Raw genomic sequence first — 25,004 nt, forward strand, 5'->3', positions numbered from 1 at the left:
ATCCTGCTATTTTTGCTTAAAACCCGGGCTTCAAAATGTCATTTTTCATCAATGTAATTCTACCGCTTCCACTGGAGAAGCATTTTACCTACAGTGTTTCTCTAGATGAGGCTCAATTCCTCAAGCCCGGAATGCGCGTAGCAGTTCCTTTCGGAAAATCAAAGATCTACACAGGAATTGTTTCTGAAGTTCACCAAATTCCTCCGTCGGTTTATGAAGCTAAGCCCATTGAGCAGATCCTGGATAAAGCTCCTGTAGTAACTGAATCTCAGCTGAAGTTCTGGAGCTGGATAGCCTCCTATTATATGTGTGCTGAAGGGGAAGTGCTTCGCGCAGCTATTCCCAGTGCTTTTCTTTTGGAGAGTGAAACCATTGTGCAGTTGCTTAATGGGGTGCAGGTAAATGATGAGCAATTGAGCGATGATGAATTCCTTCTTTTTGAAGCCCTGCAGGCACAATCGTCTTTAAAGATCAATGAAATTATTCAGCTGCTGGACAAGAAAACGGTGCTTCCTGTGATCAATTCTCTCGTAGAGAAGAAAGTCGTAGTTGTTAATCAGGAGATATATGAGCAGTACAAGCCGAAGATTGAGCGTTATGTAAGATTGCATGAGCGATTCTCTGAGGAAGGTCCTATGCACGAATTGCTTGACCAGCTTAGCCGGGCACCCAAACAAAGAGAGGTGATTTTCACCCTTTTTGGAATGGCTGGAAAAGGGAAGGCTTCAGTGAAGATATCAGAATTAACAAAAAAAAGTGGGGCTTCAGCAGGAGTGATCAAATCTCTTATTGATAAAGCTATACTTGAGGAACTAAAAATCGAAACCTCAAGATTTAATCCCGACCTGGAAGAAGTCTCGGGTAGAGTGCAGCTCAATGATCATCAACAACAGGCTTTAGAGGAGATTGAAACCTCATTTGAAACTCAGGATGTTTGTTTGCTTCACGGAATTACCTCTTCGGGTAAAACCGAGATATACGTAGAGCTTATCGAAAAAGCCATTTCCCAGGGGAAACAGGTGTTGTACCTCCTTCCGGAAATTGCCCTTACCGCTCAACTTATTGCGAGACTTCAGAATTATTTTGGGGAACAGGTGCTCATTTACCACAGTAAATATTCTGTAAATGAAAGGGTGGAAGTGTATCAAAATGTACTTCGGAATAAAGAAAACGCACGAATAGTGATTGGCGTACGCTCCAGTATTTTTCTTCCTTTTCATGATTTGGGATTAATTATAGTAGATGAGGAACACGAATCCACTTTTAAGCAATATGATCCTGCGCCTAGGTATCATGCCCGGGATGTTGCCGTAGTATTAGGGAAGATGCAGGACGCCAAAGTTCTTTTAGGTTCTGCGACCCCTTCCCTGGAATCTTATTTTAATGCCGATCATTCTAAATATGGACTGGTTAATCTCGATCGCCGGTATGGAGATGTGCTCTTACCCGAAATTGAAATTGTGGATATTAAGGAAAAGCACCGTAAGAAACGTATGACCGGGCATTTCTCAGACAGGCTGCTGGAGGAGATAAGGGAAACCCTAAGCAATAATGAGCAGGTGATACTTTTTCAAAACAGGCGGGGTTTTAGTCCTATCCTGGAGTGCAATACCTGTGGGCATTCTCCACAATGTCCTAATTGCGATGTTAGTCTTACTTTTCACAGCCATAACAATCAATTGCGCTGTCATTATTGTGGTTATCATATGGCAATGCAACAAAAATGTATGGCCTGCGATAGTGTAGAGCTTTCCACAAAGGGTTTTGGCACCGAAAAGGTGGAGACCGAACTCAAAGCTCTTTTTCCGGAACATAAGATTGGGAGAATGGACCTGGATACCACCCGGGGAAAATATGGGTATGAGAAAATAATTTCTGCATTTGAAAATGAGGAAATAGATATCCTGGTGGGAACGCAAATGGTCACTAAAGGTCTTGATTTTAGAAATGTTAGGCTGGTGGGAATAATGAATGCCGATACGCTGCTTAATTTCCCCGACTTTAGGGCGCATGAGCGAAGTTTTCAATTAATGCTGCAGGTAGCAGGCCGTGCAGGGCGTACAGAGAAAAGAGGGCTGGTGCTTATTCAAACCTATAATCCTCATCATCAAATTGTGCAGCAGGTTTCTACCAACAGTTATCATGAGATGTACAGGGAGCAGCTTGAAGAGAGGCGGAACTATAAATATCCCCCATTTTACAGGCTTATAAGGATCACTCTTAAGGGCCGGGATTATAGCAGGGTAAACGAGGGAGCGGACTGGCTTGCCATTTCTCTAAAAAATACTTTCAGGGAAAATGTTTTAGGACCGGAATTTCCGCCGGTTGCGAGAATAAGGAATGAATACTACAAGAATATTCTTATAAAAATTCCGCAGGGACAATCTTTATCTAAAACAAAAGATCTTATTGGCAGAATCCTTCAAAGCTTTAAAGCAATTGGAGCTTACAGGGGAGTAAAGACAGTAATAAATGTTGATCCTTATTGATTGGCAGCAAGTGCTTCAATAAGATTGGATTTTTTGTGTCGGCTCAATGGAATTTGCTGCTTGTCGATCTCGATATTTCTGCTGTTATAACGTTCTATCTTATCGAGATTAACAATGTAGGATTTATGGATCCTTAAAAATTTGTTTGAGGGCAATTGGCTCTCAAAAGATTTCATGGTAGCTAATACTACAAAATTATCTTTCTCGGTAACAAATTTAACATAATCCCCAAGAGCTTCAATATACTTAAGCTTGTTAAGAAAAACCTTACGGTTCTTCAGGTTGCTTTTTACAAAGATGTAGTTGTCATCTTCTGGTGGAGCACCATCGTGTTTAAGGCGATATAGGTTGATAGCTTTTGAAACTGCGTTGAGAAACCGGTCTTTGGAAATAGGCTTATGCAAATAGTCTACAGCATCATAGTCAAAGGCCTTGAAAGCGTACTTTGTCTTACCGGTTACAAAGATGATCTGTGGTTTATTAGGAAGATCATCCAACAGGTCAAACCCAGAAAGAATAGGCATTTCTATGTCAAGAAAGATAAGATCTACTTCGGTATCGAGTAGTCCATTCTTGGTTTCAATGGCATTGTTATATTCGGCCACGAGTTTGAGATTGGAATGATCTTTTATTAGCCTGACAATAGAAAGTCTTTGCAAGCTTGAATCATCAACGACCGCACATTTGAGTATAACTTCTTCCACTTATAATCGGTTAGTATTAGCAATAATAAATAAAAAAAATCATAAAAAAAAGGAAAAAGGGATTTCATCGATTAAAAAAGACAGTTTGGCTAAAAGGTTTCTATTTTGTAATATTAAAGAATAGTGTTACTTTTGCAGCCAATTTAATTTAAAGTAAATTTTTTATGAATCATTATGAAACTGTTTTCATCTTGAATCCCGTTTTATCTGACGACCAGATAAAGGAAACAGTTAAGAAATACGAAGATTTTCTTGTTTCTAACGGTGCCGAGATGATATCAAAAGAGAACTGGGGGCTAAAAAAATTAGCTTATCCAATTCAGCACAAAAAAAGTGGTTTTTACCACCTTTTTGAATTCACCGCTCCTGGTGAAGCGATTAACCCACTTGAGGTAGAATTCAGAAGAGATGAGCGCATGATGCGTTACCTAACTGTGAAGTTGGATAAGCATGCTGTTGCCTGGGCTGAGAAGAGAAGAAACAGAAACAAAGAAAAAGCGTAAGGTATGTCATCAATTGAACAACAAGCTAAAGGAAAGAAAGATGGAGAGATCAGGTATCTTACTCCTCTAAATATTGAGACCAGCAAGACAAAGAAATACTGTCGTTTTAAAAGATCCGGGATCAAGTACATTGATTACAAGGATCCAGATTTCTTAATGAGTTTTGTAAACGAACAGGGGAAATTATTGCCTCGTCGTTTGACCGGAACTTCTTTGAAATATCAAAGAAAAGTGGCTGTAGCTGTTAAACGTGCACGTCATTTAGCATTAATGCCTTATGTTGGCGATTTACTAAAATAAAAAGGGGCTATTATGGAATTGATATTAAAGAAAGACGTAGAGAAATTAGGGTTTAAAGATGATGTTGTTTCGGTAAAACCGGGTTACGGCAGAAACTTTCTTATCCCTCAAGGTGCTGCTGTATTGGCAACTCCTTCTGCGAAAAAAGTTTTGGATGAAACTTTGAAGCAACGTTCTTATAAAGAGAAAAAGCAAGTCGATGAAGCAAAAGCACAGGCTGCCAAACTTCAGGGAATTGATATTAAACTTACTGCTAAAGCAGGTGCCGGTGATAAGATCTATGGATCTGTAACCGATGCCGATCTTGCACAGGCTCTTTCAAAAGAAGGAGTAGAAATAGAGAAAAAATATATCTCTATTGCAGGTGGTAACATCAAACGTCTAGGTCAGTATGAGGCTACTTTGCGTTTTCACCGTGAAGTTGTTACAAACTATGCATTTGAAGTTGTAGCAGAAGCTTAATCGCTAAACAAATTTTATTAAAGCCTGCTTCTAACGGAGTGGGCTTTTTTATTTTTTATTTTAAATCGAATATTTTTTATTGAGTAAGAGTAGGCTGTCTTTAGTAATGAATTAATAGTGGATATTTTGACTCCTAAATAGTGGTTTTGCCCCAGCCCTAAAGGGAGCCGAAGATTTAATTAAAACAATTTTTTACTCGCAACCCGCAACCTGCAGCCCCAACTAAACATTATTCCTTAAAAATTAAACCTTAGAAAATTGAAGTACGCAAGATTAACAAAAGAACAGTTTGAAGAACTTCAGCAGGAGTTCATTAATTTCTTAGCATCTCAGTCAATTACCGGAGATGAATGGGAAGATATAAAGATCAATAAACCTGAAGTTGCAGAACAGGAACTTGATGTTTTTAGTGATCTTGTATGGGAGGGGGTTCTCAACAAAGCAGAATTTTTAGAGCATTTTTCCCCGAACCAGATCTACCTCTTTAAAATAACCGAATTGACCATTAATCTTATTGCTGTAGAAGTGAAAAATGACGCAATAGACGTTACTACCCGTCATGGCTATGCCTGGTTACAGCAAAACCTAATGGATGACAGGGTAAACCTGTACACTTCCTCAAAAAACATAAGTGATGACCGCAATAAAGATTTATTTGCGCTAATCCAGCAGGGAGCTGTGATCACTAAAGGAGAGTTGTATGGTTTTTTTGAAAAGCACTTGAACCTTTAAAATCTGAGCTTAAGGTTGAAGCAATTCTTTTTTCTTCAATTCACAACCTGCTACAGAGAAAAGAACTGAGACTGCCTACTTATTACTGCTGCCCGTCCTATTCGTATCTTAACGATTCAATAGGATCCTGCTTCGCTGCCTTTGCTGCAGGGTAACTTCCTGCTAAGACTGCTACGATAAGAGTAATTGCCGTAGCCCATATAATTGCCATCCAGGGAGTGGTAAAATCAAATCCTACAGAAGTAGAGACTGCCAGGCCAATTAAGATCCCAAGGATAATTCCAATCACACCACCCATTTGGCCAATGATAAGAGTTTCCATAAAGAATTGCATGGCAATGGTATTTTTCTTCGCACCCATAGCTTTTCTCACCCCAATTTCCCGGGTTCTTTCACTTACCGAAACCAGCATTATGTTCATAAGCGCGATAGAGGATCCAAAAATGGTAATTATCGATATTACCCATGCAGCAATATTGAGATATTGAGTAATTGAAAAAATCCGGTTGAGCAGGTCATCGCTTTTTGCAATTCCAAAATTGTTTTCTTCCACAGGATTTAGTCCGCGAACGTTCCTAAAGGTTATGATAGCTTCGTCCTGGGCGCCTTCAAGCATTTCCTGGTTCTCTACACGTACACTCAGATCGTAATTGATATTGGGATTGGTGAACATCGAACGGGCAACCTGGATTGGAATTAGAACCCTGAGATCCTGATTGTTCCCAAAAGTTGACCCCTTTGATTCCAAGACTCCAATGACCCTGAATTTCACTCCCCGAATGGAAATGATCCTGTCCAATGGTTCAAGTCCTTCCAGAATTCCATTTTTAACATCGCCACCAATAATTGCCACGTTATTGTTGTTCTCAATGTCAAAAATGCTGAAATCACGGCCTTCTTCAATATTTAGTCCAGAGTTACTTACGTAATTTTCATTCACTCCCAGCACGCTGGCTTCAGGATCTGTTTTATCACTTTCATATTTAAGTTCGGCTCTTGACGTCCCGGTAAAGGAAATTGCAACCTTTGTTTGAGGATACTCGTAATTATCCTTGAACTGCTTGACTTCTCTATAACTTATTACCGGATTCACCTTCTCTCTTTCTCCACCATTCACCCTTATCTGGGAATCATAACGCTGTAAATTAAAGGTATTGGTGCCCATAGAAGCAAAATCACTTGTTATGGTATTTTCCAGTGCAGCGACAGCGCTTAGGATCCCTACAAGTGCAGTGATTCCTATAGCTATGATCATTACTGTAAGCACAGTTCTTAATACCTGACTCTTAATGGAAAAGAAGGCGATACGAACATTTTCTTTAAAAAGTGGAAACATGCGAAAGTTTCAGTTTTAAGGTTAGACGCATTTCATTGGCTGTTGTTACACAAACTCTGTATAAATCCTCTCCCCGGGTTCTTTTTATTTTTCAGATATTTGTGCTTTAAAGAACAAGACTAAAAATGGCGCAAAAACCTTCAATTCCCAAAGGTACCCGGGACTTTTCTCCTTCCGAAGTAGCAAAACGTAATTTTATTATTCAATCCATAAAAGAACAGTTCGAAAAATTCGGATTTCAACCCATTGAGACTCCAAGTTTTGAGAACAGTGAAACCCTAATGGGGAAGTACGGGGAAGAAGGTGACAGGCTTATATTTAAAATCCTTAATTCAGGAGATTTTTTAAGAAAGGTGGATGAGCAGGCTTATAAAGGTAAAGATAGCCTAAAGATCACCTCTTCAATTAGCGAAAAGGCCTTAAGATATGATCTTACAGTGCCTTTTGCACGGTATGTTGTCCAGCACAGAAATGAGTTAGAATTTCCTTTTAAACGTTACCAGATTCAGCCGGTATGGCGTGCAGACAGGCCTCAGAAAGGGCGTTTTAGAGAGTTCTTTCAGTGCGATGCCGATGTTGTTGGCAGTGATAGCCTTTGGCAGGAAGTCGAGTTCGTGCAGTTGTATGATGCTGTCTTTACATCTCTTGGCTTAGAAGGGGTGACAATTAAAATGAACAACCGTAAGGTGCTTTCAGGATTTGCCGAGGTCATTGGAGAATCCGATAAGCTCATAGATTTCACTGTAGCCCTTGATAAGCTTGATAAAATAGGCGAAGAAGGTGTTGAAAAGGAAATGGGGGAGAAGGGAATTTCTTCGGAAGCAATTCAAAAGATCCGGAAGGTTTTTGGCCTTAAAGGAACTTTTTCTGAAAAAATTGAGGTCTTAAAAGGCATTTTAGCAACTTCTGAAATTGGAACAAAAGGGATCGAGGAGCTCGAATTCATCAACAGTGCCATTAATGAATTAGGACTTTCTACTGCAAATCTTGATCTTGATGTCACTCTTGCCCGCGGACTTAACTACTATACAGGGGCCATTTTTGAAGTCTCAGCGCCCAAAGGTGTGGCAATGGGTTCTATTGGCGGCGGCGGTCGCTACGATGATCTTACAGGCATCTTTGGGATGAGTGGTGTGAGTGGAGTAGGTATTTCTTTTGGTCTTGACCGTATCTACCTGGTGCTGGAAGAACTCAACCTCTTTCCGGAGACTGTTGCACGAAATATTAAGGCATTATTCATAAACTTCGGAAACAAAGAAAGCCTGTACTGTCTTAAAGCGATAAAGGAATTACGGTCTGCCGGAGTTGCTGCCGAACTTTATCCTGAAGAGGCCAAAATGAAGAAGCAAATGAACCACGCCAACAAAAGAGAAATTCCTTTTGTAATACTGGCCGGGGCTGAAGAAATAGAAAATAAAAAATTTACTCTTAAAAATATGAAGAGCGGAGAACAACAGGCTGTTTCGCTTGAAAATTTGATCTCGATATTAGAAAAGTAGTCTCGACCGAATATTGGATTTGAATTCTTGTAAGCTTTTCCTTCAGGATGATTTGTTAAGATCAGGCGGTTGCCTCCTGTAATGAATTGGACCTGTTCTTATTTTCAAGGCTCTTGATGTTTTCAGCAAATGCTTTTACTCGTTCCCAATTAGTGTACTCTATAGGTTTTTCTGTTTTGGTTGGGCCGTTTGTAAATTTCATGATGGCCTTGATCATTAATCTATCAAAAAACCTGTACTTTGAATAGTCGAGACTTCCGGCGAAGACCCCTGTAAGATCGGGCTTCCAATCAATGGACTTCATGAATTTAATGAGGTATGGGTTGGTTTCAGGAAGGTTCTTGTCGGTCTTTCGCGCAACAAGATTTACCGAAAAGAAGGCGCTGTTGATCTTTTCCAGCGCTTGCCGGTTTTCTTTTATAAATCTTTCAACGATTTCATTGTGTTTCCCGTACCGTATGCTGGCCCCAATGATAATGGTGTGATAACTGGGAATTTCTTCGTAAAATTCATCAAGGGAATAAAGGTGGATTTTTGAATGCGATTGTTCAAGGTGGTTGGCCAAATATTCACAAATTTTTTTGGTCTGCCCATCTACTGTCGAGTATAAAATGGCAATAGGTTTCATAATCTTAATTAAAGCCGGGAAAGAATTTCCATTAATTTTTTAGGACCAAATTATCGTAAAAATGGCAGCTATGCGTTTGCTTAATATTCCTTATTTACGGCCTTTTAAAGATACGAAATGCATCAAAATTTTTTTTGAGGAAAGAAGAAAAATTGTACGGGTGGATACATTCTTGAATAGGAGAATTTTTTCCACAAACTGCCTTTTCTGCTGGGCAATAAAAAAGCTTGGTGAATTTTAAAGTTTTGTTAAATTAGTGGTTCTAACCATTGACCACTATGAAAGCTTTTCCATTATTAGCACTTTTTCTTGGATTTGGGATTACCCTCTCTGCTCAAACCCGTGCAATAACCGATACAGGCCAGGAGGTTGTTCTTTACAGTAATGGCACCTATGCATATATAAATGCCGAAGATGCCGCTGCTGTTGACATACCCACAAGTTCTAAAACATTTACCAAAACCGAAAACGCCTCATTTCTTTTGAAAAGTAAGAAAGTGAATGTAGGTTTTTGGTTGGATCCAAAACTATGGTCATTTGGGGAATCAAAGGAAAACCCCGATGCCGAATATGAGGTGGTACTCAAGGGAGAAGATCTCTACGGAGTAATTATTACTGAAAAAATTGAAGTACCTCTTGAAACTCTAAAAAATGTTGCCATTGAAAACGCCCGCCAAATCGCTCCCGATATTAAGGTGAAAGAACAGGAATATCGCATGGTTAATGGGGAGAAAGTGCTTTATCTTAGACTTGATGGTACTATGGACGGAATGAAAATTTCCTATTCCGGGTATTTTTATTCTAATTCTACAGGCACAGTTCAATTCATCACTTTTACTTCACAGAATTTGGTTGAAGAGTATCGTGAGGTAAGTCAGCAGTTAATAAACGGGCTTGTAAAACTCAGCTAGGGTCAGTTTAAAAAACAATTCTGATTCGTCTATTCACTTAGTCTATCCATTTCCTGGGAGGATAATTTCATATTTACTGCTTCCTCAAAAGCGTCCAAATGACTTTCCTTGGTAGCACTGGCAATTGGTGCGGTTACTGCAGGTCGTTGCATTAGCCATCGCAAGGCTACAGCAGCATTCGATACCTGGTGAGCCTTAGAAATTTCATCTAGGGTTTTTAATTTGTTTAAACCTTTTTCGTTGAAATATTTCTTGACCATTTCTTCCCGGGCACCTTCCAAATCCTCTTTCTTGCGATATTTGCCTGTGAGAAAGCCACTGGCTAAAGAAAAATAAGTCATCACAGCAAGATTGTTTTCTTCGGCGAGAGGTATATAGTCACCTTCAAATTTGTCCTTTTCAACAAGGTTGTATTCAGGCTGAATTACCTCATATTTTGGCAGATTATTTTGGTTTGCTGCTTTTAAAGAAGCCAAAATTCTTTCCGGGGACAAGTTTGAAGCTCCAATGTGCCCCACTTTACCTTGTTTGATGAGCTGCTCATATGCCTCCAGGGTTTCTTCTACTGGCGTTTTTTCATCATCCCAGTGGGTGAAATACAGGTCGATATGATCTGTTTGCAGGCGCCGCAGGGAATCTTCGGCAGCTTTTAAGATATATTTTTTTGAAATATCTCTTCCTTCTTTTCCCGGATTGGAACCTACTTTGGTTGCAAGAAAGATTTCCTTTCTATTGCCCCTTTCTTTTAACCACTTACCAATGATGGTCTCACTTTCCCCACCACTGTTTCCCCGAGCCCAATGAGAGTAAGAATCGGCAGTATCTATGGAAGTGAATCCTTTTTCAAAGATCTTGTCCAGCATCCTGAAGGATTCTTTTTCATCGAGGGTCCAGCCAAAGACGTTCCCTCCAAAGACTATTGGAGCGATTTCGAGACCGGTAGATCCAAGAGGTTTTTTTACCATATCAATAGATTTTTATTTTATCAAGAAGTTAGAATTTTAAACAGAAAATGAAGCTGTCATGTATTGTTAGAAGAAGTATTTCAGAAAATGGCATTTTTGAATATACCTTCCCGAAGTTGTTATCCACTACTTCTGTATTAAAAGAAGTTTCAATTTGATTTAATGCTACCCTTTCTCTCAAAAGGTTTTTATTTTGAGTAGATATTGTTTTCTTCTGCCGGCATAGATTATTTACCCGGGCCAGAACTACTTTGAAGATTGGATCTTTTAGCTTCCTCTTCAAGTAATTGTATATATCTGTCGAACTGCGGTTTGGTAAGAATATCCCGAATTTCACGGGTTTCTAATATTTTGAGGTCTTTTAGTCTATTGAGTTTTTCTTCTTTTTCAGGAATATTTGCATTAAATACCTCTTCCCGTTTTATATCAAATTCTACAAACTTTTTTTGCAAAAGTAGGGCTTGCTTTGCTGTAAGGGAAAGTTCATCATCCCATTTATCAACTCTATCCTTTGCAGCTATTTCCATTTCTTCATGGGGTTTGTTCTGCGTGATATCCTGAGCGGACCCAAGTGTTGTAAAAAGGAAAGTAAAAGTTAAGCCTAATATTAACTGCATTGTTTTTATATTCTTCATGATAATTATTTTTGGGTTTGGGAAATTATTATATTAAAATCGGTCCGGGTGGTTAAAGTTCCTCCATCCCATGAAACTCTTTGTTCACTTTGTTTTCTATTCCAGGTATCCTTTCTCCCGAATGATCACCGAATCCAGTGCTTCCTTTAGATAAGTAAGCGCCAAATCCTTTTGCTCTTCAGAATTTTTATTTGTTTCTCCATTTTTAAGGTCTGTTGCAATGTCAAAACTCTTAGAGGTCCAGTTGATCTCCTGCTGGTCATCAATTTCGCTCAATTGACTGGTGGTCTTGTTTAAGAGCTGCATTAACTCCTCTACAAAACTGTCATTTTTTACCTTAAGCTTTTCCACTTTGGCCCTTATGTCCTCAAGTTCATGAATTTTTCCTTTCATGTTTTTCAATTGAAATGATTAACCATTATTCTCAATTCGCCCTTTTTTGGTTCCTTCTGTATTTTCTCCGGTATCTACTTCTTTTTCGTCCCCGCATGAATAGAGAGCAATCAGTATCCCTGCAAATGCTAACATCAACAATTTTTTTTTCATTATTACCGTTAATATTCCTTCAGAAGAAACCTGCTTCCGAAGAATTTATTAATCTGAAAATTTGCTCGTTTAATGTTATCCAATAATGTTATCCAAACTTTTCAGAAAAGACAAATTCTTACGTAAATACTGGTTGCGCCGAAGAAGAAGTCCACATGTTTTAAATTTAATTGATACATCGGCCTATACCAAGAAGTTTAAGAAAGAATTAGGTGGATAATAATATAAGGTTAACAGGGAGAGTGGGTTAGTAGGCAATCAACACAGACAAAGGAAGAAAATGTTGTGCTTGAAATAAAAAAAGCCGAAAAAAATTTCCGGCTTTTTTTGTAGCGAGAACGAGATTTGAACTCGTGACCTCCGGGTTATGAATCCGACGCTCTAACCAACTGAGCTACCTCGCCATTCACTAAAATTTACAGGACCAGTAAGGGTTATGCTTCCTTTTAGCGGGTGCAAATATAAAAACAATTTGGGTTGCCGCAAACTATCTTTTCGGAATTATTTAAAATGATTTCTTTTTAGGTTTATAATTAATATTTATATTGCCCGAAACTAACAATTTCGAAGAATGGACGATAAGATAAAGTATGAAATGGAGTTTCCAATCCAGGCTTCCCCTTCTTTACTCTACAACTATATTGCAACCCCCTCGGGTTTAAGTGAATGGTATGCAGATAATGTGAACTCACGCGGAGAATTATTTACATTTATATGGAACGGCAGTGAAGAAAAAGCGAAACTACTCAGTAAAAAATCTGGGGAACGTGTTAAATTTCGCTGGCTGGCCGATGAGGATACCCAGTATTTTTTCGAAATACGTATTCAGGTAGATGAGATCACCAAAGATGTCTCTATTATGATAACCGATTTTGCTGAAGAAGATGAGATAGATGAAGGAAAAATGCTGTGGGAAAATATGATCTCAGACCTGAAACAAGTACTGGGTTCGGTTTAAAAATCCTTTATAAAATAGTACATTTGCCCGTTTTTAAACGGGTTTTTTTATGACTAACATTAATGGACAATTGTTCGAAAAAGATGAGGCTTCCCTTTCAATTGCAAACCGCGGTTTTGCCTATGGTGATGCAGTTTTTGAAACTATAAGGGTGGTCAATGGGCGGATCATTTTCTGGGAAGATCACTACTTCAGGTTAATGGCTTCCATGCGAATCATGAGAATGGAAATTCCGCTAACTTTTTCTCCGGAATTTCTGGAAGCCGAAATTCTGCAGATTGTTCGGGAAAATGACCTTTTTGACAGTCAGGCTCGCGTAAAGTTTATTGTTTCGCGCAAACCCGGAGGTTTGTATACGCCCGAAACTAATGAAATAGATTATTTAATTACTTCTGAAGCCCTTGCAGATGCTTTCTATTTGTTCAAGGATGATTTTTATGAAGTAGAACTCTTCAAAGATCATTATGTCACTGCAGGTCTGCTTTCAACCTTAAAGACCAATAACCGCGCAGTGAATATACTTGCAGGAATTTATGCAAAGGAAAATGAATATCATAATTGTTTGTTGCTCAATGAACAAAAAAATGTGGTTGAAGCCTTTAATGGCAATCTTTTCCTGGTGGTAGATAATGTTATCAAGACTCCGCCTCTTAAAGATGGCTGCTTAAAAGGGATCACTCGTGGTAAGATATTAGAGATTGTTAAGAAAATGCCCGAATACAAAATAGAGGAGGCTTCTATCTCTCCTTTTGAATTACAAAAGGCAGACGAGATGTTCATTAGCAATGTAGTCATGGGAATACAGCCGGTAAAAAAATACCGGAAAAAAGAATACAAGTCAGAAGTTGCAAAAACACTGCTGGGCAGACTTAATACTTTGGCAAGGCTGAGTTAGTTGTAAGAAGGATTTTCGGGAGCGTTTGACCAAATGACATAGTTGCCTCCCAATTGCATCATTTTATCTTTCCAGAAGGTTCTTGGTTTTCGGTTCAAAATGTCTTTGTGATCGTGATTTTCGGCCACTATCCAGGAGTGAGCGTGTAGTTCTTCATTAAGTTGATCAAATTCCCAACCCGAATATCCCAGGAAGAACTTGATCTCGTTTTCGCTTATGAGATCTTCTTTAATAAGTTCTTTAACAGCCTCAAAATTTCCACCCCAATAAATACCGCTGGCTATCTCAATACTATCTGGAATGAGATCGGGGATCTTATGAATGAAGTAAAGATTGTCCTGTTCCACAGGTCCTCCATTATAAACTTTAAAATTTTTAGATATGTCTGGCAGGAGATCTTTAAGAGTAAAATCAAGCTGCTTATTAAGAATAAACCCTACAGAGCCATTCTCGGTATGATCTGCGATGAGCACAACCGATCTGTTAAAGGAAAGATCCCCGGTGATGGCAGGCTCCGCAATGAGAAGTAATCCTTTTGCAGGTTTAAGTGTAGTCATTCGTCAATAGTTTCTCCAATCTATTAATTAAATTTATAAAAATAATGTACAGCTTCAAATGAAGGGGTAAAATATTTAACAAAAAAACTCTCCCAAAAGGGAGAGTTTAATATTTTGTTAGCATTTGTGAGTATTAGTTCACAGCTTTCTGAAGATCTGCACCAGCTTTAAATTTTACAACATTCTTAGCTCCAATCTTAATAGTTTTTCCTGTTTGTGGATTTCTTCCTTCTCTTGCAGCTCTTTTTGAAACTGACCAGGATCCGAATCCTACTAGAGAAACGCGATCTCCTTTCTTAAGTGACTTTTCAACATTTTCAAGAAAAGACTCAAGAGCTTTTTTTGCAGCTGCTTTGGAAATTCCGGCGTTTTCAGCCATTGCATCGATTAAATCTGTTTTGTTCATAATTTGAGTTTTTAATAGTTGTTGGTTAAACATTTAATAATTTGCTCTACAAATTTATATGGAAAACTTTCCCATGCAAGTAATATCAAGGGAAAAGCCGCATATTGTTAATAACTTCGGTAAATTGTTAATAACCTTTGTTGATTTTTTCGAAAATACGCCAATATCAGCATTCATAAGGCCTCAGACAACTTTGGCATTGGAATAAAATTCATAGCCGTTCAAAAGATCTTTTACCGCCATTTTTTTCTTTCCCGGAAGCTGGATTTCCTGCAGGACCAAAAAACCATTTTTAACTGCCACTTTAACCTTTTTATCCTCCTGCAACAATTTGCCTACAGGGTAATGATGTTCTGCCGGTTCGAGCTCGCTTTTGTATATCTTAAGCATTACTTCCTCATTTCCATTGAAGAGCGTTGTCCAGGCAGTAGGATAGGGGCTAAGGCCACGAATATGGTTGAAGATGGTCTCCAGAGGTTGCTCCCAGTCAATTCTAGTGTTCTCGCGTGTAAGCTTTAAAGCCGGTTTTAAATCTGATTGTACAATGTCTTTTTGTGAGGTAGTATTCACCGGCCCCTTCTGTAGTGCCTCAAGGGTTTTAATAATAAGTGCGGCACCAGTCTCCATTAGCTTATCATGCAACTCCCCGGCACTCTCCTTTGGTTCTATTGCTACTTTTTCCTGCATGATCATTTCGCCGGTGTCGATCTTCTCATCTATAAAGAAAGTGGAAACACCTGTTTCATTTTCCCCATTAATGATAGCCCAGTTTATAGGTGCTGCTCCGCGATATTGAGGTAGTAAGGAAGCGTGTAAATTGAACGTGCCATATTCCGGCATTTTCCATACTGCTTCGGGCAACATTCTAAAGGCAACTACCACCTGCAGGTTCGCTTCAAGAGCTTTTAACTCTTCCAGGAATGCTTCAGCCTTCAGATTGACCGGTTGCAATATCTTAAGGTTTTGCTCTTTTGCATAGGTTTTAACCGCAGATTCCTGAAGTTTTCTTCCTCTTCCGGCAGGCCTGTCGGGGGCAGTGATGACTCCCACTACATTAAATCCTGCTTCCACTATGGCTTTAAGGGAATACACGGCAAATTCGGGCGTACCCATAAAGACAATTCTCAAGTCTCTCATAAATGTTTTAATTTATATTTATTGGTAGTTGTTGTAGCCAGGGCTCCTTTCTCTACCAGTATTTCCAGTACCTTAATCATATGATCTTCGGGGAAAGGCAATCTTTGTGTCATTTCGCGGGAAGAATACTCCCGCTCTTCCAGCAGACCTATTATTGCAAAATAGATCTTTTTCATTTCTTCCCTTGTCAGTTTGGTAGTTGTAGGCTCACAAACTGAACAAATTCCGCAGGGCTCTGTTTCTTTCTCCCCAAAATAATGTAATAGCTGTTGGCTTTTGCACTGCCTGTCATTAGTTACATAAGAAAGCACCTGCGATATCTTTTCTTTCTTCGTTTTCTCCTGCAGTTTGATGTACGGCGTCAAAGGATTTATGGTAATATCATCTTCCCGGGGCACCAAAAATGTGATTTTGGTATCATGTTGATGATGCTCAAATTCAACAATACCTTCTTTATGAAGTTGTTGTAACAATTTCACTGTCTCTTGTGAAGAAGTGCCGGCTTTACCTGCAATGAATTCCAAATTTAAATCCACCATATTGTCAAACGCCCCGCCATAGGTTCGTAAAATGGCTTTTACTACAGGATCGGATTGAGGATTTCCCTCTAAATACCAGGTCACTTTTTTTCCTGAAATTAAAAACTGGATTCGGGTTTTCTTCTGAAATTGCTCAGAGAGGGACAGTACACTTACCCTGTCCAGCAGAAGCATAGCATTATATGCAAGTAAAGTATTTAGCTCATATTTTAGACAGAACTGGTAGAAGTTGAAGTAATGCTCTTCGCCTTCACCCTCGCCATAAGCGATCCTGAAATAGGAATTCAGCTTTTTGTAAACCAGTCTTACAATATCCACTCCGGGAAGTGTGGCCAGAAATTGATTTTTTAAGAGCGGAATATCACTTTTGTTTGTGAGGATCACTGCTTTTGCAGGTTTCCCATCCCGTCCCGCTCTCCCGGCCTCCTGGAAGTAACTCTCGAGGCTTTCGGGCAGGTTCATATGGATCACTGTTCGCACACCTGCTTTGTCAATCCCCATTCCAAAGGCGCTGGTGGCAACCATTACCCGTTTTTCATCTTTAAGCCATTTTTGCAGCCTTGAAGATTTTTCAGTTTTTTGGAGTCCCCCGTGAAAAGAGGTGGCAGAAATGCCTTTTTTGACAAGAAATTGTTCCAGTTCAATGGTAGCTTTCCTCGTGCGAACATAGATTATGGCTGCTTCATCATGTTCTTTAAGCAATTGCTCGAGATAGTAATTCTTGTCTTCTGCTTCCCGAACCATGTACGCCAGATTTTCCCTTAGAAAGGACTTCTGAAGGATTTTCACATCCTTAAGTTCCAGTTGTTGGGCGATATCTTTCACCACTGGTAGGGTTGCCGTTGCTGTAAGTCCAACCATATTAACTTCGGGTTTTAACTCCCGAAGAATGGCGATATTTCTATAAGCAGGCCTAAAGTCGTGGCCCCATTGAGAAATACAATGGGCTTCATCTATGGCAATTAGATTCACCTGCATTTGTTTGATGCGTTCCTGCACCAGCTCCTGTTGTAATCTTTCGGGGGAGAGGTAGAGAAACTTGTAATTTCCATAGATGCAATTATCTAGCATGGTATCAACCTCCTTAAAGGCAATTCCGCCGGTAAGTGCCATGGCTTTTATGTTCTTTGCCTGTAGCGCTTTAACCTGGTCTTCCATTAAGGCCACAAGGGGAGAAATTACAATACAAATACCCGGTTTAATAAGCGCCGGAACCTGGAAGCACAGAGATTTTCCACCACCGGTGGGCAGCAGCGCGATCACATCGCGGTTTTCCAGTAATTCTACAATTATATCCTTCTGTAAAGGTCTGAAAGAATCAAAGCCCCAGTATTGCTTTAATATTTCTTCGGGCTTATCCAAGATGTTCCAGGATAAAGGAAGTTCGCTCGGCAATGGTGCCCTCGGGGACTTCTACAGCTTCATAGCCATGGTAGGCATAGCTGCGGGCGAGTTCATCGTGTATCTCTACAGCCTGTTCGTAGGTTTCGTAGCGTTCGTTGTCTTCTGTATAGATCTTTTTCCAGGGAGGTAATATAAAAACCTGATCGTATAAATATTCCTGACATACGCGGTTAAAAACGGGAGGATATTCATTGCCAAAGTAATTCATGTAAGCGACCACATCGGGTACGCCGCGATCCAGAAAAACCATATCGGCCTTCATGTCATGGGCGTCCTTGAACTGTTTGATCCTGCCTTCCAGTAGCATTTCACTAAAGAGCAAAGGGTCTTTAAGAAATAATTGATCAATTCCTTTTTTTTGAGCCTGTCTTATTATTTCCCTTGAAACTTCATGGAAACAAAAGTGACCATGATCTTCAAGAGCTTCTATGACAGATGTCTTTCCTGTACCGGGGCCGCCGGTTATTACAATCTTTCTGGTATTCACCCGGCAAATTTCGCGATTTGCAATCAATTTAAAAAATAGATTCTAAAATGTATCTTTGCATCAATCATGAAGTAAGATCATTATGAGCGAAGCTAAAGATCCTGAAGAATTTTATAAAAAATTGAAGTCACAATTACTGGATACCGCCACCTGGCCGTCCATTTATTTATACAAGTTCATTGTCCCTACAGAACCGGAAAAAATTACGGGCATTGAAGAAATATTTGATAACATGGGTGCTGTGATTAACACCAAGCAATCCAAAAAAGGCAGTTATACCAGTGTTTCTGTTAATGTGAAAATGCATGATCCAGATGCGGTGATCGCCAAATACAAGGAAGTAGGACAAAAAATAGAAGGAGTGATCTCCCTGTAAATAATTGCAGGATAATTTGATAGAGCACCTTTTTTCCTGAATAATTTTTTTAATTTGCAGTCGATAAACTTCTGCAGTATATTATCACCTAATATTATTCATTTTGACAAACGAATTAGAATATAACTCCGAAAGGAGTAAACTCATCATTCCCGAATATGGAAGACATATTCAAAAGATGGTTGAACACGCTGTTGAGATCAAGGACGATGAAGAGCGTAATAAAGTAGCCAGAGCAATTATTGCTGTAATGGGAAATCTTAACCCGCACCTGCGTGACGTACCCGATTTTCAACATATGCTTTGGGATCAATTATTCATTATAAGTGATTTTAAACTGGATGTAGAAAGCCCTTTTCCAAAACCATCCAGGGAAATGTTGGCAGAAAGGCCCGAGAGAATGCCTTATCCTCAAAACTTTCCGAAGTATCGTTTCTATGGAAACAATATCAAAAGGATGATCGATGAAGCGAACAAGTTTGAAGAAGGTCCCGAGAAGGAAGGCCTTGTGTTCACCATCGCAAATCACATGAAGAAGTCTTACTTGAGCTGGAACAAGGATTCTGTAGATGACAAAGTGATCTTTGAACATTTAAGGGAGCTAAGTGACGGTAAGATCAATCTAAAAAATACCGAAGAGGACCTTAGCGAAGCCTCAGAACTTTTGAGAAGCAACAAGAAATTTGCCTCGAAAAAACCGGTTAAAAAAACACACAACAGAGCGCGCAGCCGCAAACGTCATTAAAATTCTATTTTTTTTATGGGAACTTTTCAAATTGAAGGAGGTCATGCTCTAAAAGGGGAAATTCAACCCCAGGGAGCAAAGAACGAGGCTCTGCAAATACTTTGCGCCGTACTCTTAACTCCCGAAAAAGTTACAATACATAATATTCCAGACATTCTGGATGTTAATAAACTCATTCACCTGCTTAAACAACTTGGCGTAAAGGTTGAAAAGCTGAAGAAAGGCACCTATACTTTCCAGGCAGATCAACTGGACCTGAATTATCTTAAAAGCGAAAAATTTAAGGAAGAGGGAAGTGGACTAAGAGGATCTATAATGATCGTGGGTCCTATGTTGGCAAGATTTGGACACGGTTACATCCCGCGTCCAGGGGGAGATAAAATTGGTCGTAGAAGACTTGATACACATTTTGAAGGGTTTATCAAACTGGGTGCCGACTTCCGCTACAATAAGGAAGAACGCTTTTATGGAGTAGAAGCACCAAATGGTTTAAAGGGAACTTATATGTTGCTTGAAGAAGCCTCGGTAACCGGAACAGCTAATATTGTGATGGCTGCTGTGCTGGCAAAGGGGCACACTACAATCTATAATGCAGCCTGTGAACCATACCTTCAACAACTTTGTAACATGCTTAACCGCATGGGAGCGAAAATCTCTGGCGTAGGATCAAACCTCCTGGAAATTGAAGGAGTGGAATCTTTAAGTGGTTGTACCCATACCATTTTACCAGATATGGTTGAGATTGGCTCATGGATTGGACTTGCTGCAATGACCAAAAGTGAGATCACTATTAAGAATGTCGGCTGGGAACACCTGGGTCTTATTCCGGCAACGTTTAAGAAGCTGGGGATACAACTGGAGCAAAGAGGCGAGGATATTTACATTCCCGCTCATACCGATGGTTACGAGGTGCAAAGTTTTATTGATGGATCGATCATGAGTATAAGTGATGCTCCATGGCCGGGATTCACTCCAGATCTTTTGAGTATTATACTGGTTGTAGCTACCCAGGCCAAGGGGGATGTTCTTATTCATCAAAAGATGTTTGAAAGCCGTCTTTTCTTTGTGGATAAACTAATTGATATGGGAGCAAAAATTATCCTTTGCGATCCGCACCGGGCTACAGTGATCGGGCACGACTTTAAATCTCAGTTAAAAGCAACTACTATGGTTTCTCCTGATATTAGAGCCGGAATCTCCCTGCTAATTGCAGCACTCTCTGCGAAGGGAACTTCGGTAATTCATAATATAGAGCAAATTGACAGGGGTTATGAAAATATTGACGAGCGTTTGCAGGCAATTGGAGCCAGGATCAAGCGAATAGCTTAACTGAGAATCAAGAGCCAAGAGTCAAGAGCCAAGACTGTGAACTTTTCAAAAAAAAGGCTGCCGGAAAATTCATTTTCCGGCAGCCTTTTTTAATTAACAATTATTCCTTAAACCTTAACCCTTGTTAGTGGCTTTGCATTTCAGCTTTACGTTTCTTCAGCTGCTTTTCAAGGTCTTTCACAGTTTCTGCTGCGGCGGCTTCAAAGCTGTCGGAGTTTGAGGAGGCGTGGATCTTTGGGCCCGGAAGGCTTAATTCGATCGCACAAACTTTCCCGTTTCCATTAGTAGATTTCTCTTCCTTGAACATTACATCTGCAGAGATGATCCAGTCGTATTTATTCTCAAGTTTATCAAGTTTCCTTTGAACAAGTTGTTCAGCTGAAATTTTAGTGTCGGTGTGTACAAATTGAATGTTAGTCTTCATATTGCTTCTTTTTTTGCTTAAAATATTAATTCCAAGATACCAAAATCACTTCGGAAAATCTTGGGTTTATAAAAAATATAACGTTCCTAAAATGGCATATCAGGGAGCTGCTGTTACTCTGGAAGTTGTGAAGCAACCTCCTTAAACTCTACTTCTCCATCTTCCTGAAGTTCATATTCATAAATTGACTTTCCCTGTACATGGCCGTCGTCATAAATTGCCAGCACCCAATCTTCAGAAATTACCTGCACCTTCCGGAATTCCATGGTGCCTCCAAGTACAGCTTTTAAAGGAATTAAATCCTTTTTATTCTTCAGGGCATTAATAATATGCTCTTCGGGGTTATCAATATCCTCAAATTCCTTTCCGAAGAAGATCGAATAGTCATTTGCGTAATAATCTATCTCCCGAAGGTTGACCAGGGAATCGTTAAGCTGCTGTTGCCGGTTTAATTTCCGGGTGAGGGAATCAATTTCTGAAGTTTTTGCCTCCATCTCCCGGTCATCATTTTTACAACCGGAGAGCACCAAAAAGAGGTCAACAATGCCATTTTTGGGAGGTATGATTTACAGATCATAAATGTTGTTGTATGAATTGCCGGGGGTCACAAAGAATTCCCCGTTTACATAGCGGAAGTTACGTTTTATTCCTGCAATCTTCTTATGATCTTCCTCATCCAATTCAAGATTAATGCTTTCCAGATTTGAAATTATGTGATCCTTCGAGGTGGATTTTGGTATAACTGCAGTTCCACGGTCAACACCCCATTTAATAAGGACCTGGGCAGGTGAAACATCATGTTTTTTAGCTACTTCCAAAATTGCCGGTTCCTTTAGAAGGGAAGGCTCATCTTTAGCTTTCATTTGCTCACTGCGGTCACCACTTCCAAGGGGCGAATAGGCTGTACAGTGGATATTATTTTCCTTACAGAACTGTAAAAGCTCGGGCTGCGGCAGGAATGGATGTAGCTCCACCTGGTTCATTTCGGGAATTTCATTAGTTTTTGACATGAGATCGTCCAGCTTTTTACTGCTGAAATTTGATACTCCAATATGTTTTACCAGCCCTTGTTTTTTAGCTTCAATCATGGCATTCCATGTCTCGATCAATGGTACTTCTTCCAGAGAAAGATAATCTTCATCTTTAGAAGGAAAAGATACTCCATGTTTAAAGGCGACCGGCCAGTGCATGAGGTAGAGATCGAGGTAATCAAGTTGCAGGTCCTTCAGGGTCTGCTTTAGGGCCGGGATTACATGCTCTTTTCTATGAGAATCGTTCCATAGTTTGGAAGTCACCCATACGTCCTCTCTTTTGATCTTCCCTTCCTTAAATATTTCATTGAAGGCGTTCCCAATTTCAGCTTCATTGCCGTAAGTTGCTGCACAATCTACATGGCGGTACCCATTGTTTAATGCAATTTTTACTGCTTGTCCAACTTTTCCTTTATCAGATTTCCATGTGCCAAGACCTATAGCCGGCATTTTATCTCCATTCTTGAATTTTAGTATTTCCATAGTATAAGTTTATTTCCTGAATTTAAGCAGGAAAAGCCGCCTGCCAAAGGATTTGAGCGGGTTTAGCAGAAATTTAATATCAGGTAGAAATATTGTGTTGGCAATAAACTTTCAAAATTTCCTCAAATGGATAAAACAATAGGGACCATTTCTTTTTTTACTCTTAGCAAATAGTAAGGAGAGGAACTTATCTATTGTGTAACGAACTGATTTCTGATTTAAATCTTACATAGGAAGGTGAATCGCACAATTAACGTCTTGGGTGGAATTCTTCCATAACTTTTCTTAGGTGGGAGCGATCCAGGTGGACGTAAATTTCTGTTGTGGTAATACTCTCATGCCCCAGCATTTGCTGAATGGCCCTAAGATCTGCACCATTTTCCAGCAGGTGAGTGGCAAAAGAATGCCGGAAGGTGTGCGGGCTTATCTTCTTATTCAAACCCGAGGCGACAGCAAGTCGTTTTATAATGGTAAAGATCATGGCGCGGGTAAGTTTCTTTCCGCGGCGGTTCAAAAACACGGTGTCTTCATGCCCTTTTTGAATATCCTGGTGTGATCTTATGTAATCAAGATAAAGATCAATGTATTTACGGGTGGCTTCAGCAATTGGGACAAATCTTGATTTGCTTCCTTTTCCCGTTACCTGAATAAATCCTTCATCAAAATATAAATCACTTAAGCGCAGGTCTATGAGTTCAGAAACCCTAAGTCCACAGCCGTAGAGGGTTTCAAGGATGGCACGATTTCGTTCTCCTTCAGGTTTGCTAAGGTCTATGGCAGCAATAAGAGCATCAATTTCATCGGTAGAAAGGGTATCGGGAAGTTTACGGCCGGTCTTTGGTGATTCAATAAGCTCAAGCGGATTTGTCTTTCGGTAATCCTCAAAGAGCAGGTAATTAAAAAATCCGCGTAGGCCAGATATGATTCGGGCCTGTGACCGGGCATTTACCTGTTTTGCAAGGGAATAAATGAATTGCTGCAGCTGTTCTTCAGAAATAGATATTGGGGAAACATTGATTTCATTGGCCTCCAGCCAGTTCACCAATTTCTCAACATCAAAAGAATAATTTTCAATGGTATTGGCAGCCAGACCCCGTTCGATCTTGAGGTAATGCGTGTAATCCTTTAAAGCGTTTTCCCAGTTCACAGGTCAAAGATATACGCTAAAAGTAAGGATTTACGAGTACTTTAATATAAACTGAGATTTTCTTAACACTATCCCTCCTACATTTGTCCCAAACTTTAAAACATAGAATTATGAAAAAGTCGATTTTATTTATTGCAGCTATGCTATTAAGTACAACGTTTGTAGCTGCGCAGGAATTCGTTTACTTTGGGGCAAAAGGAGGAGTAAACTTCTCAACTTTCTCGGGAGACGGATTTTCAGATTTTGAAGATGAAAGCTCCAGGACAGGATATCATTTAGGATTATTGGCCGAGGTACCGCTGAGCGATAGGTTCTCGATCCAGCCAGAAGTGCTTTATTCTGCTCAGGGATTTGACATCGTTAGAAGAGATGATAACGAGGATATCGAACACCAGTTGGATTATATAACTGTTCCTGTGATGGCTAAGCTTTATGTACTCGAAGGACTCGCACTTGAAGCAGGACCGCAATTTGGTTTTGTTGTAGAAGAGTCCATAGACTTCGGGTCTGCCGAAAAAGAACTTTTTAATGATAACAGGAACGATTTTGATCTAAGTCTTGGGCTTGGTGCCTCCTACAAGTTCAGTAAATTTTTTGTTTATGGGCGCTATAATGCTGGGATGACAGATATTTATGATGTTGAGGGAGTAGATGTAAAAAACTCCGTTGTGCAGGCAGGTGTAGGGCTGTTGTTCTAACAGTTAACTTTTGAACGCATCAAAAGGGCAGTTTTTACTGCCCTTTTTTTATCATGATTTTGAAGGAAAAAAGTGTGAGGCTTCACCTACAAGGAAAAATTAATATATCGATTATTGTCGATTGTAAATAACTAACTTGGTGGTAGTTAACTTAAAACAACTTTAATGATGAAAAAATTACTTCTTATTGCAGTACTTGGGTTATTTAGTTTTAACGCTGCACATGCGCAGACAGGTTTAACAGGGATTAGAGTAGGTGTAAACGCCGGTATTCCTGTTGGAGACGTGGATGATGCTTCCAGTTTTAAGGCAGGAGCCGATCTCGCTTATATGATAAGTCTAATGGATATTGTACAGGTTGGGCCAATGGTAGGTTATTCTCATTATTTTGGGAAAGATGGAGTTGATGATTTTCAATATTTACCTATCGCGGCTTCCGGAAGGTTAGGGCTTCCCAGTTCTTTCATTGGAGGTTTTGACCTTGGGTATGCTGTAGGTCTTAGTGACGGCCTTGACGGTGGATTGTACTGGAGACCTTTATTAGGGTTTCGTTTTATGAACTTTGGAGTTATGGTTTTTTATGAGGGTATCACAGAGGATGCCGGGGATGTATCTTCACTTAATGTAGGAGTAGAATTTAAATTCTAATTTTTTTTAGGACTCCCCACCTGTATTATT

General features: G+C 39.7%; 30 protein-coding genes and 1 tRNA gene. 14 read left to right on the plus strand and 17 right to left on the minus strand.

Going from position 1 to position 25,004, the window contains the following annotated elements; translation table 11 throughout:
• Positions 1–35: 35 nt before the first annotated feature.
• A complete protein-coding gene (gene priA / locus OU683_RS13600) occupies positions 36–2,489 on the plus strand; it encodes a replication restart helicase PriA (RefSeq protein ID WP_268139222.1) in 2,454 nt (817 codons plus the stop codon).
• Here the strand turns inward: priA and OU683_RS13605 are convergent.
• Positions 2,483–3,193 (minus strand): LytR/AlgR family response regulator transcription factor, encoded by a 711-nt coding sequence (locus OU683_RS13605; protein ID WP_268139224.1) that lies wholly within the window; start codon positions 3,191–3,193, stop codon positions 2,483–2,485. The genes priA and OU683_RS13605 overlap by 7 nt on opposite strands.
• Before the next feature lie 164 nt (positions 3,194–3,357).
• Here OU683_RS13605 and rpsF point away from each other — a divergent pair, with 164 nt between their 5' ends.
• The 4 genes from rpsF to OU683_RS13625 all read left to right on the plus strand — a co-directional run bounded on the left by rpsF (position 3,358) and on the right by OU683_RS13625 (position 5,190).
• A complete protein-coding gene (gene rpsF / locus OU683_RS13610) occupies positions 3,358–3,696 on the plus strand; it encodes a 30S ribosomal protein S6 (RefSeq protein ID WP_029036470.1) in 339 nt (112 codons plus the stop codon).
• Positions 3,697–3,699: 3 nt separating this feature from the next.
• Positions 3,700–3,996, plus strand: coding sequence for a 30S ribosomal protein S18 (gene rpsR, locus OU683_RS13615; protein ID WP_037324607.1), 297 nt, complete (start codon positions 3,700–3,702; stop codon positions 3,994–3,996).
• 12 nt (positions 3,997–4,008) lie between these two features.
• Complete coding sequence (rplI, locus tag OU683_RS13620; protein WP_268139226.1) at positions 4,009–4,458, plus strand: 50S ribosomal protein L9; 450 nt, start codon at positions 4,009–4,011, stop codon at positions 4,456–4,458.
• Between the two features lie 258 nt (positions 4,459–4,716).
• The gene (locus OU683_RS13625; protein ID WP_268139228.1) at positions 4,717–5,190 is read left to right on the plus strand and encodes a DUF6495 family protein; all 474 of its coding nucleotides are present in this window, start codon (positions 4,717–4,719) and stop codon (positions 5,188–5,190) included.
• A gap of 97 nt (positions 5,191–5,287) precedes the next feature.
• Here OU683_RS13625 and OU683_RS13630 read toward each other — a convergent pair whose 3' ends face one another.
• The gene (locus tag OU683_RS13630; protein WP_268139230.1) at positions 5,288–6,526 is read right to left on the minus strand and encodes an ABC transporter permease; all 1,239 of its coding nucleotides are present in this window, start codon (positions 6,524–6,526) and stop codon (positions 5,288–5,290) included.
• Positions 6,527–6,651: 125 nt separating this feature from the next.
• Between OU683_RS13630 and hisS the strand changes: the two genes are divergently transcribed.
• The gene (gene hisS, locus OU683_RS13635) at positions 6,652–8,025 is read left to right on the plus strand and encodes a histidine--tRNA ligase (RefSeq protein ID WP_268139232.1); all 1,374 of its coding nucleotides are present in this window, start codon (positions 6,652–6,654) and stop codon (positions 8,023–8,025) included.
• Positions 8,026–8,086: 61 nt separating this feature from the next.
• On the opposite strand, the gene hemG is transcribed toward hisS, so the two are convergent.
• Positions 8,087–8,653 carry a menaquinone-dependent protoporphyrinogen IX dehydrogenase gene (hemG, locus tag OU683_RS13640; RefSeq protein ID WP_268139234.1) on the minus strand — a complete coding sequence of 189 codons (567 nt, stop codon included), beginning with the start codon at positions 8,651–8,653 and terminating at the stop codon, positions 8,087–8,089.
• Positions 8,654–8,931: 278 nt separating this feature from the next.
• On the opposite strand from hemG, the gene OU683_RS13645 reads away from it, so the two are divergent.
• Positions 8,932–9,564 carry a hypothetical protein gene (locus OU683_RS13645; protein ID WP_268139236.1) on the plus strand — a complete coding sequence of 211 codons (633 nt, stop codon included), beginning with the start codon at positions 8,932–8,934 and terminating at the stop codon, positions 9,562–9,564.
• 29 nt (positions 9,565–9,593) lie between these two features.
• Here the strand turns inward: OU683_RS13645 and OU683_RS13650 are convergent, their stop codons facing one another.
• From OU683_RS13650 to OU683_RS13670, 5 genes are all read right to left on the minus strand, one after another.
• Positions 9,594–10,529 (minus strand): aldo/keto reductase, encoded by a 936-nt coding sequence (locus OU683_RS13650; RefSeq protein ID WP_268139238.1) that lies wholly within the window; start codon positions 10,527–10,529, stop codon positions 9,594–9,596.
• A gap of 227 nt (positions 10,530–10,756) precedes the next feature.
• Positions 10,757–11,164: a hypothetical protein gene (locus OU683_RS13655; RefSeq protein ID WP_268139240.1), complete on the minus strand. Its 408-nt coding sequence runs from the start codon at positions 11,162–11,164 to the stop codon at positions 10,757–10,759.
• 96 nt (positions 11,165–11,260) lie between these two features.
• Positions 11,261–11,557, minus strand: coding sequence for a hypothetical protein (locus OU683_RS13660; RefSeq protein WP_268139242.1), 297 nt, complete (start codon positions 11,555–11,557; stop codon positions 11,261–11,263).
• Positions 11,558–11,575: 18 nt separating this feature from the next.
• Positions 11,576–11,710 carry a hypothetical protein gene (locus OU683_RS13665; RefSeq protein WP_268139244.1) on the minus strand — a complete coding sequence of 45 codons (135 nt, stop codon included), beginning with the start codon at positions 11,708–11,710 and terminating at the stop codon, positions 11,576–11,578.
• A 330-nt stretch (positions 11,711–12,040) separates the two neighbouring features.
• Positions 12,041–12,114: transfer RNA gene (locus OU683_RS13670), tRNA-Met, on the minus strand.
• A 167-nt stretch (positions 12,115–12,281) separates the two neighbouring features.
• On the opposite strand from OU683_RS13670, the gene OU683_RS13675 reads away from it, so the two are divergent.
• Entirely contained in the window at positions 12,282–12,668 is a 387-nt protein-coding gene (locus OU683_RS13675) for an START-like domain-containing protein (RefSeq protein WP_228913465.1), read from the plus strand.
• A gap of 49 nt (positions 12,669–12,717) precedes the next feature.
• Positions 12,718–13,563: an aminotransferase class IV gene (locus OU683_RS13680; RefSeq protein WP_268139246.1), complete on the plus strand. Its 846-nt coding sequence runs from the start codon at positions 12,718–12,720 to the stop codon at positions 13,561–13,563.
• On the opposite strand, the gene OU683_RS13685 is transcribed toward OU683_RS13680, so the two are convergent.
• From OU683_RS13685 to OU683_RS13705, 5 genes are all read right to left on the minus strand, one after another.
• A complete protein-coding gene (locus tag OU683_RS13685) occupies positions 13,560–14,120 on the minus strand; it encodes a YqgE/AlgH family protein (RefSeq protein ID WP_268139248.1) in 561 nt (186 codons plus the stop codon). The genes OU683_RS13680 and OU683_RS13685 overlap by 4 nt on opposite strands.
• A 133-nt stretch (positions 14,121–14,253) precedes the next feature.
• Complete coding sequence (locus OU683_RS13690) at positions 14,254–14,559, minus strand: HU family DNA-binding protein (protein WP_255702467.1); 306 nt, start codon at positions 14,557–14,559, stop codon at positions 14,254–14,256.
• Between the two features lie 150 nt (positions 14,560–14,709).
• A complete protein-coding gene (fmt, locus tag OU683_RS13695; RefSeq protein ID WP_268139250.1) occupies positions 14,710–15,663 on the minus strand; it encodes a methionyl-tRNA formyltransferase in 954 nt (317 codons plus the stop codon).
• The gene (locus tag OU683_RS13700) at positions 15,660–17,564 is read right to left on the minus strand and encodes a RecQ family ATP-dependent DNA helicase (protein WP_268139252.1); all 1,905 of its coding nucleotides are present in this window, start codon (positions 17,562–17,564) and stop codon (positions 15,660–15,662) included. The genes fmt and OU683_RS13700 overlap by 4 nt, the downstream gene beginning before the upstream one ends.
• Positions 17,557–18,093, minus strand: coding sequence for an AAA family ATPase (locus OU683_RS13705; protein WP_268139254.1), 537 nt, complete (start codon positions 18,091–18,093; stop codon positions 17,557–17,559). The genes OU683_RS13700 and OU683_RS13705 overlap by 8 nt, the downstream gene beginning before the upstream one ends.
• An 82-nt stretch (positions 18,094–18,175) precedes the next feature.
• On the opposite strand from OU683_RS13705, the gene OU683_RS13710 reads away from it, so the two are divergent.
• The 3 genes from OU683_RS13710 to murA all read left to right on the plus strand — a co-directional run bounded on the left by OU683_RS13710 (position 18,176) and on the right by murA (position 20,543).
• Positions 18,176–18,469 (plus strand): DUF493 family protein, encoded by a 294-nt coding sequence (locus tag OU683_RS13710; protein WP_268139256.1) that lies wholly within the window; start codon positions 18,176–18,178, stop codon positions 18,467–18,469.
• 103 nt (positions 18,470–18,572) lie between these two features.
• Positions 18,573–19,214 carry a DUF4290 domain-containing protein gene (locus tag OU683_RS13715; RefSeq protein ID WP_268139259.1) on the plus strand — a complete coding sequence of 214 codons (642 nt, stop codon included), beginning with the start codon at positions 18,573–18,575 and terminating at the stop codon, positions 19,212–19,214.
• 15 nt (positions 19,215–19,229) lie between these two features.
• Positions 19,230–20,543, plus strand: a complete 1,314-nt coding sequence (gene murA / locus OU683_RS13720; protein WP_268139261.1) for a UDP-N-acetylglucosamine 1-carboxyvinyltransferase — start codon at positions 19,230–19,232, stop codon at positions 20,541–20,543.
• 124 nt (positions 20,544–20,667) lie between these two features.
• Here murA and OU683_RS13725 read toward each other — a convergent pair whose 3' ends face one another.
• The 4 genes from OU683_RS13725 to xerD form a co-directional block, all read right to left on the minus strand.
• Positions 20,668–20,967, minus strand: coding sequence for an HPF/RaiA family ribosome-associated protein (locus OU683_RS13725; protein WP_228913456.1), 300 nt, complete (start codon positions 20,965–20,967; stop codon positions 20,668–20,670).
• Between the two features lie 113 nt (positions 20,968–21,080).
• Positions 21,081–21,461, minus strand: coding sequence for a hypothetical protein (locus tag OU683_RS13730; protein ID WP_268139264.1), 381 nt, complete (start codon positions 21,459–21,461; stop codon positions 21,081–21,083).
• Between the two features lie 72 nt (positions 21,462–21,533).
• A complete protein-coding gene (locus OU683_RS13735) occupies positions 21,534–22,481 on the minus strand; it encodes an aldo/keto reductase (RefSeq protein ID WP_268139266.1) in 948 nt (315 codons plus the stop codon).
• A gap of 250 nt (positions 22,482–22,731) precedes the next feature.
• Positions 22,732–23,628: a site-specific tyrosine recombinase XerD gene (gene xerD, locus OU683_RS13740; protein WP_268139268.1), complete on the minus strand. Its 897-nt coding sequence runs from the start codon at positions 23,626–23,628 to the stop codon at positions 22,732–22,734.
• Between the two features lie 110 nt (positions 23,629–23,738).
• Here xerD and OU683_RS13745 point away from each other — a divergent pair, with 110 nt between their 5' ends.
• Together OU683_RS13745 and OU683_RS13750 are read left to right on the plus strand one after the other, a co-directional pair.
• Entirely contained in the window at positions 23,739–24,326 is a 588-nt protein-coding gene (locus OU683_RS13745) for a porin family protein (RefSeq protein WP_268139270.1), read from the plus strand.
• A gap of 165 nt (positions 24,327–24,491) precedes the next feature.
• Positions 24,492–24,974, plus strand: coding sequence for a hypothetical protein (locus OU683_RS13750; RefSeq protein ID WP_268139272.1), 483 nt, complete (start codon positions 24,492–24,494; stop codon positions 24,972–24,974).
• Positions 24,975–25,004 lie beyond the last annotated feature (30 nt).

The organism is Salinimicrobium sp. TH3 (assembly GCF_026676115.1).
In the GTDB taxonomy this organism is placed as follows: Bacteria; Bacteroidota; Bacteroidia; order Flavobacteriales; family Flavobacteriaceae; genus Salinimicrobium.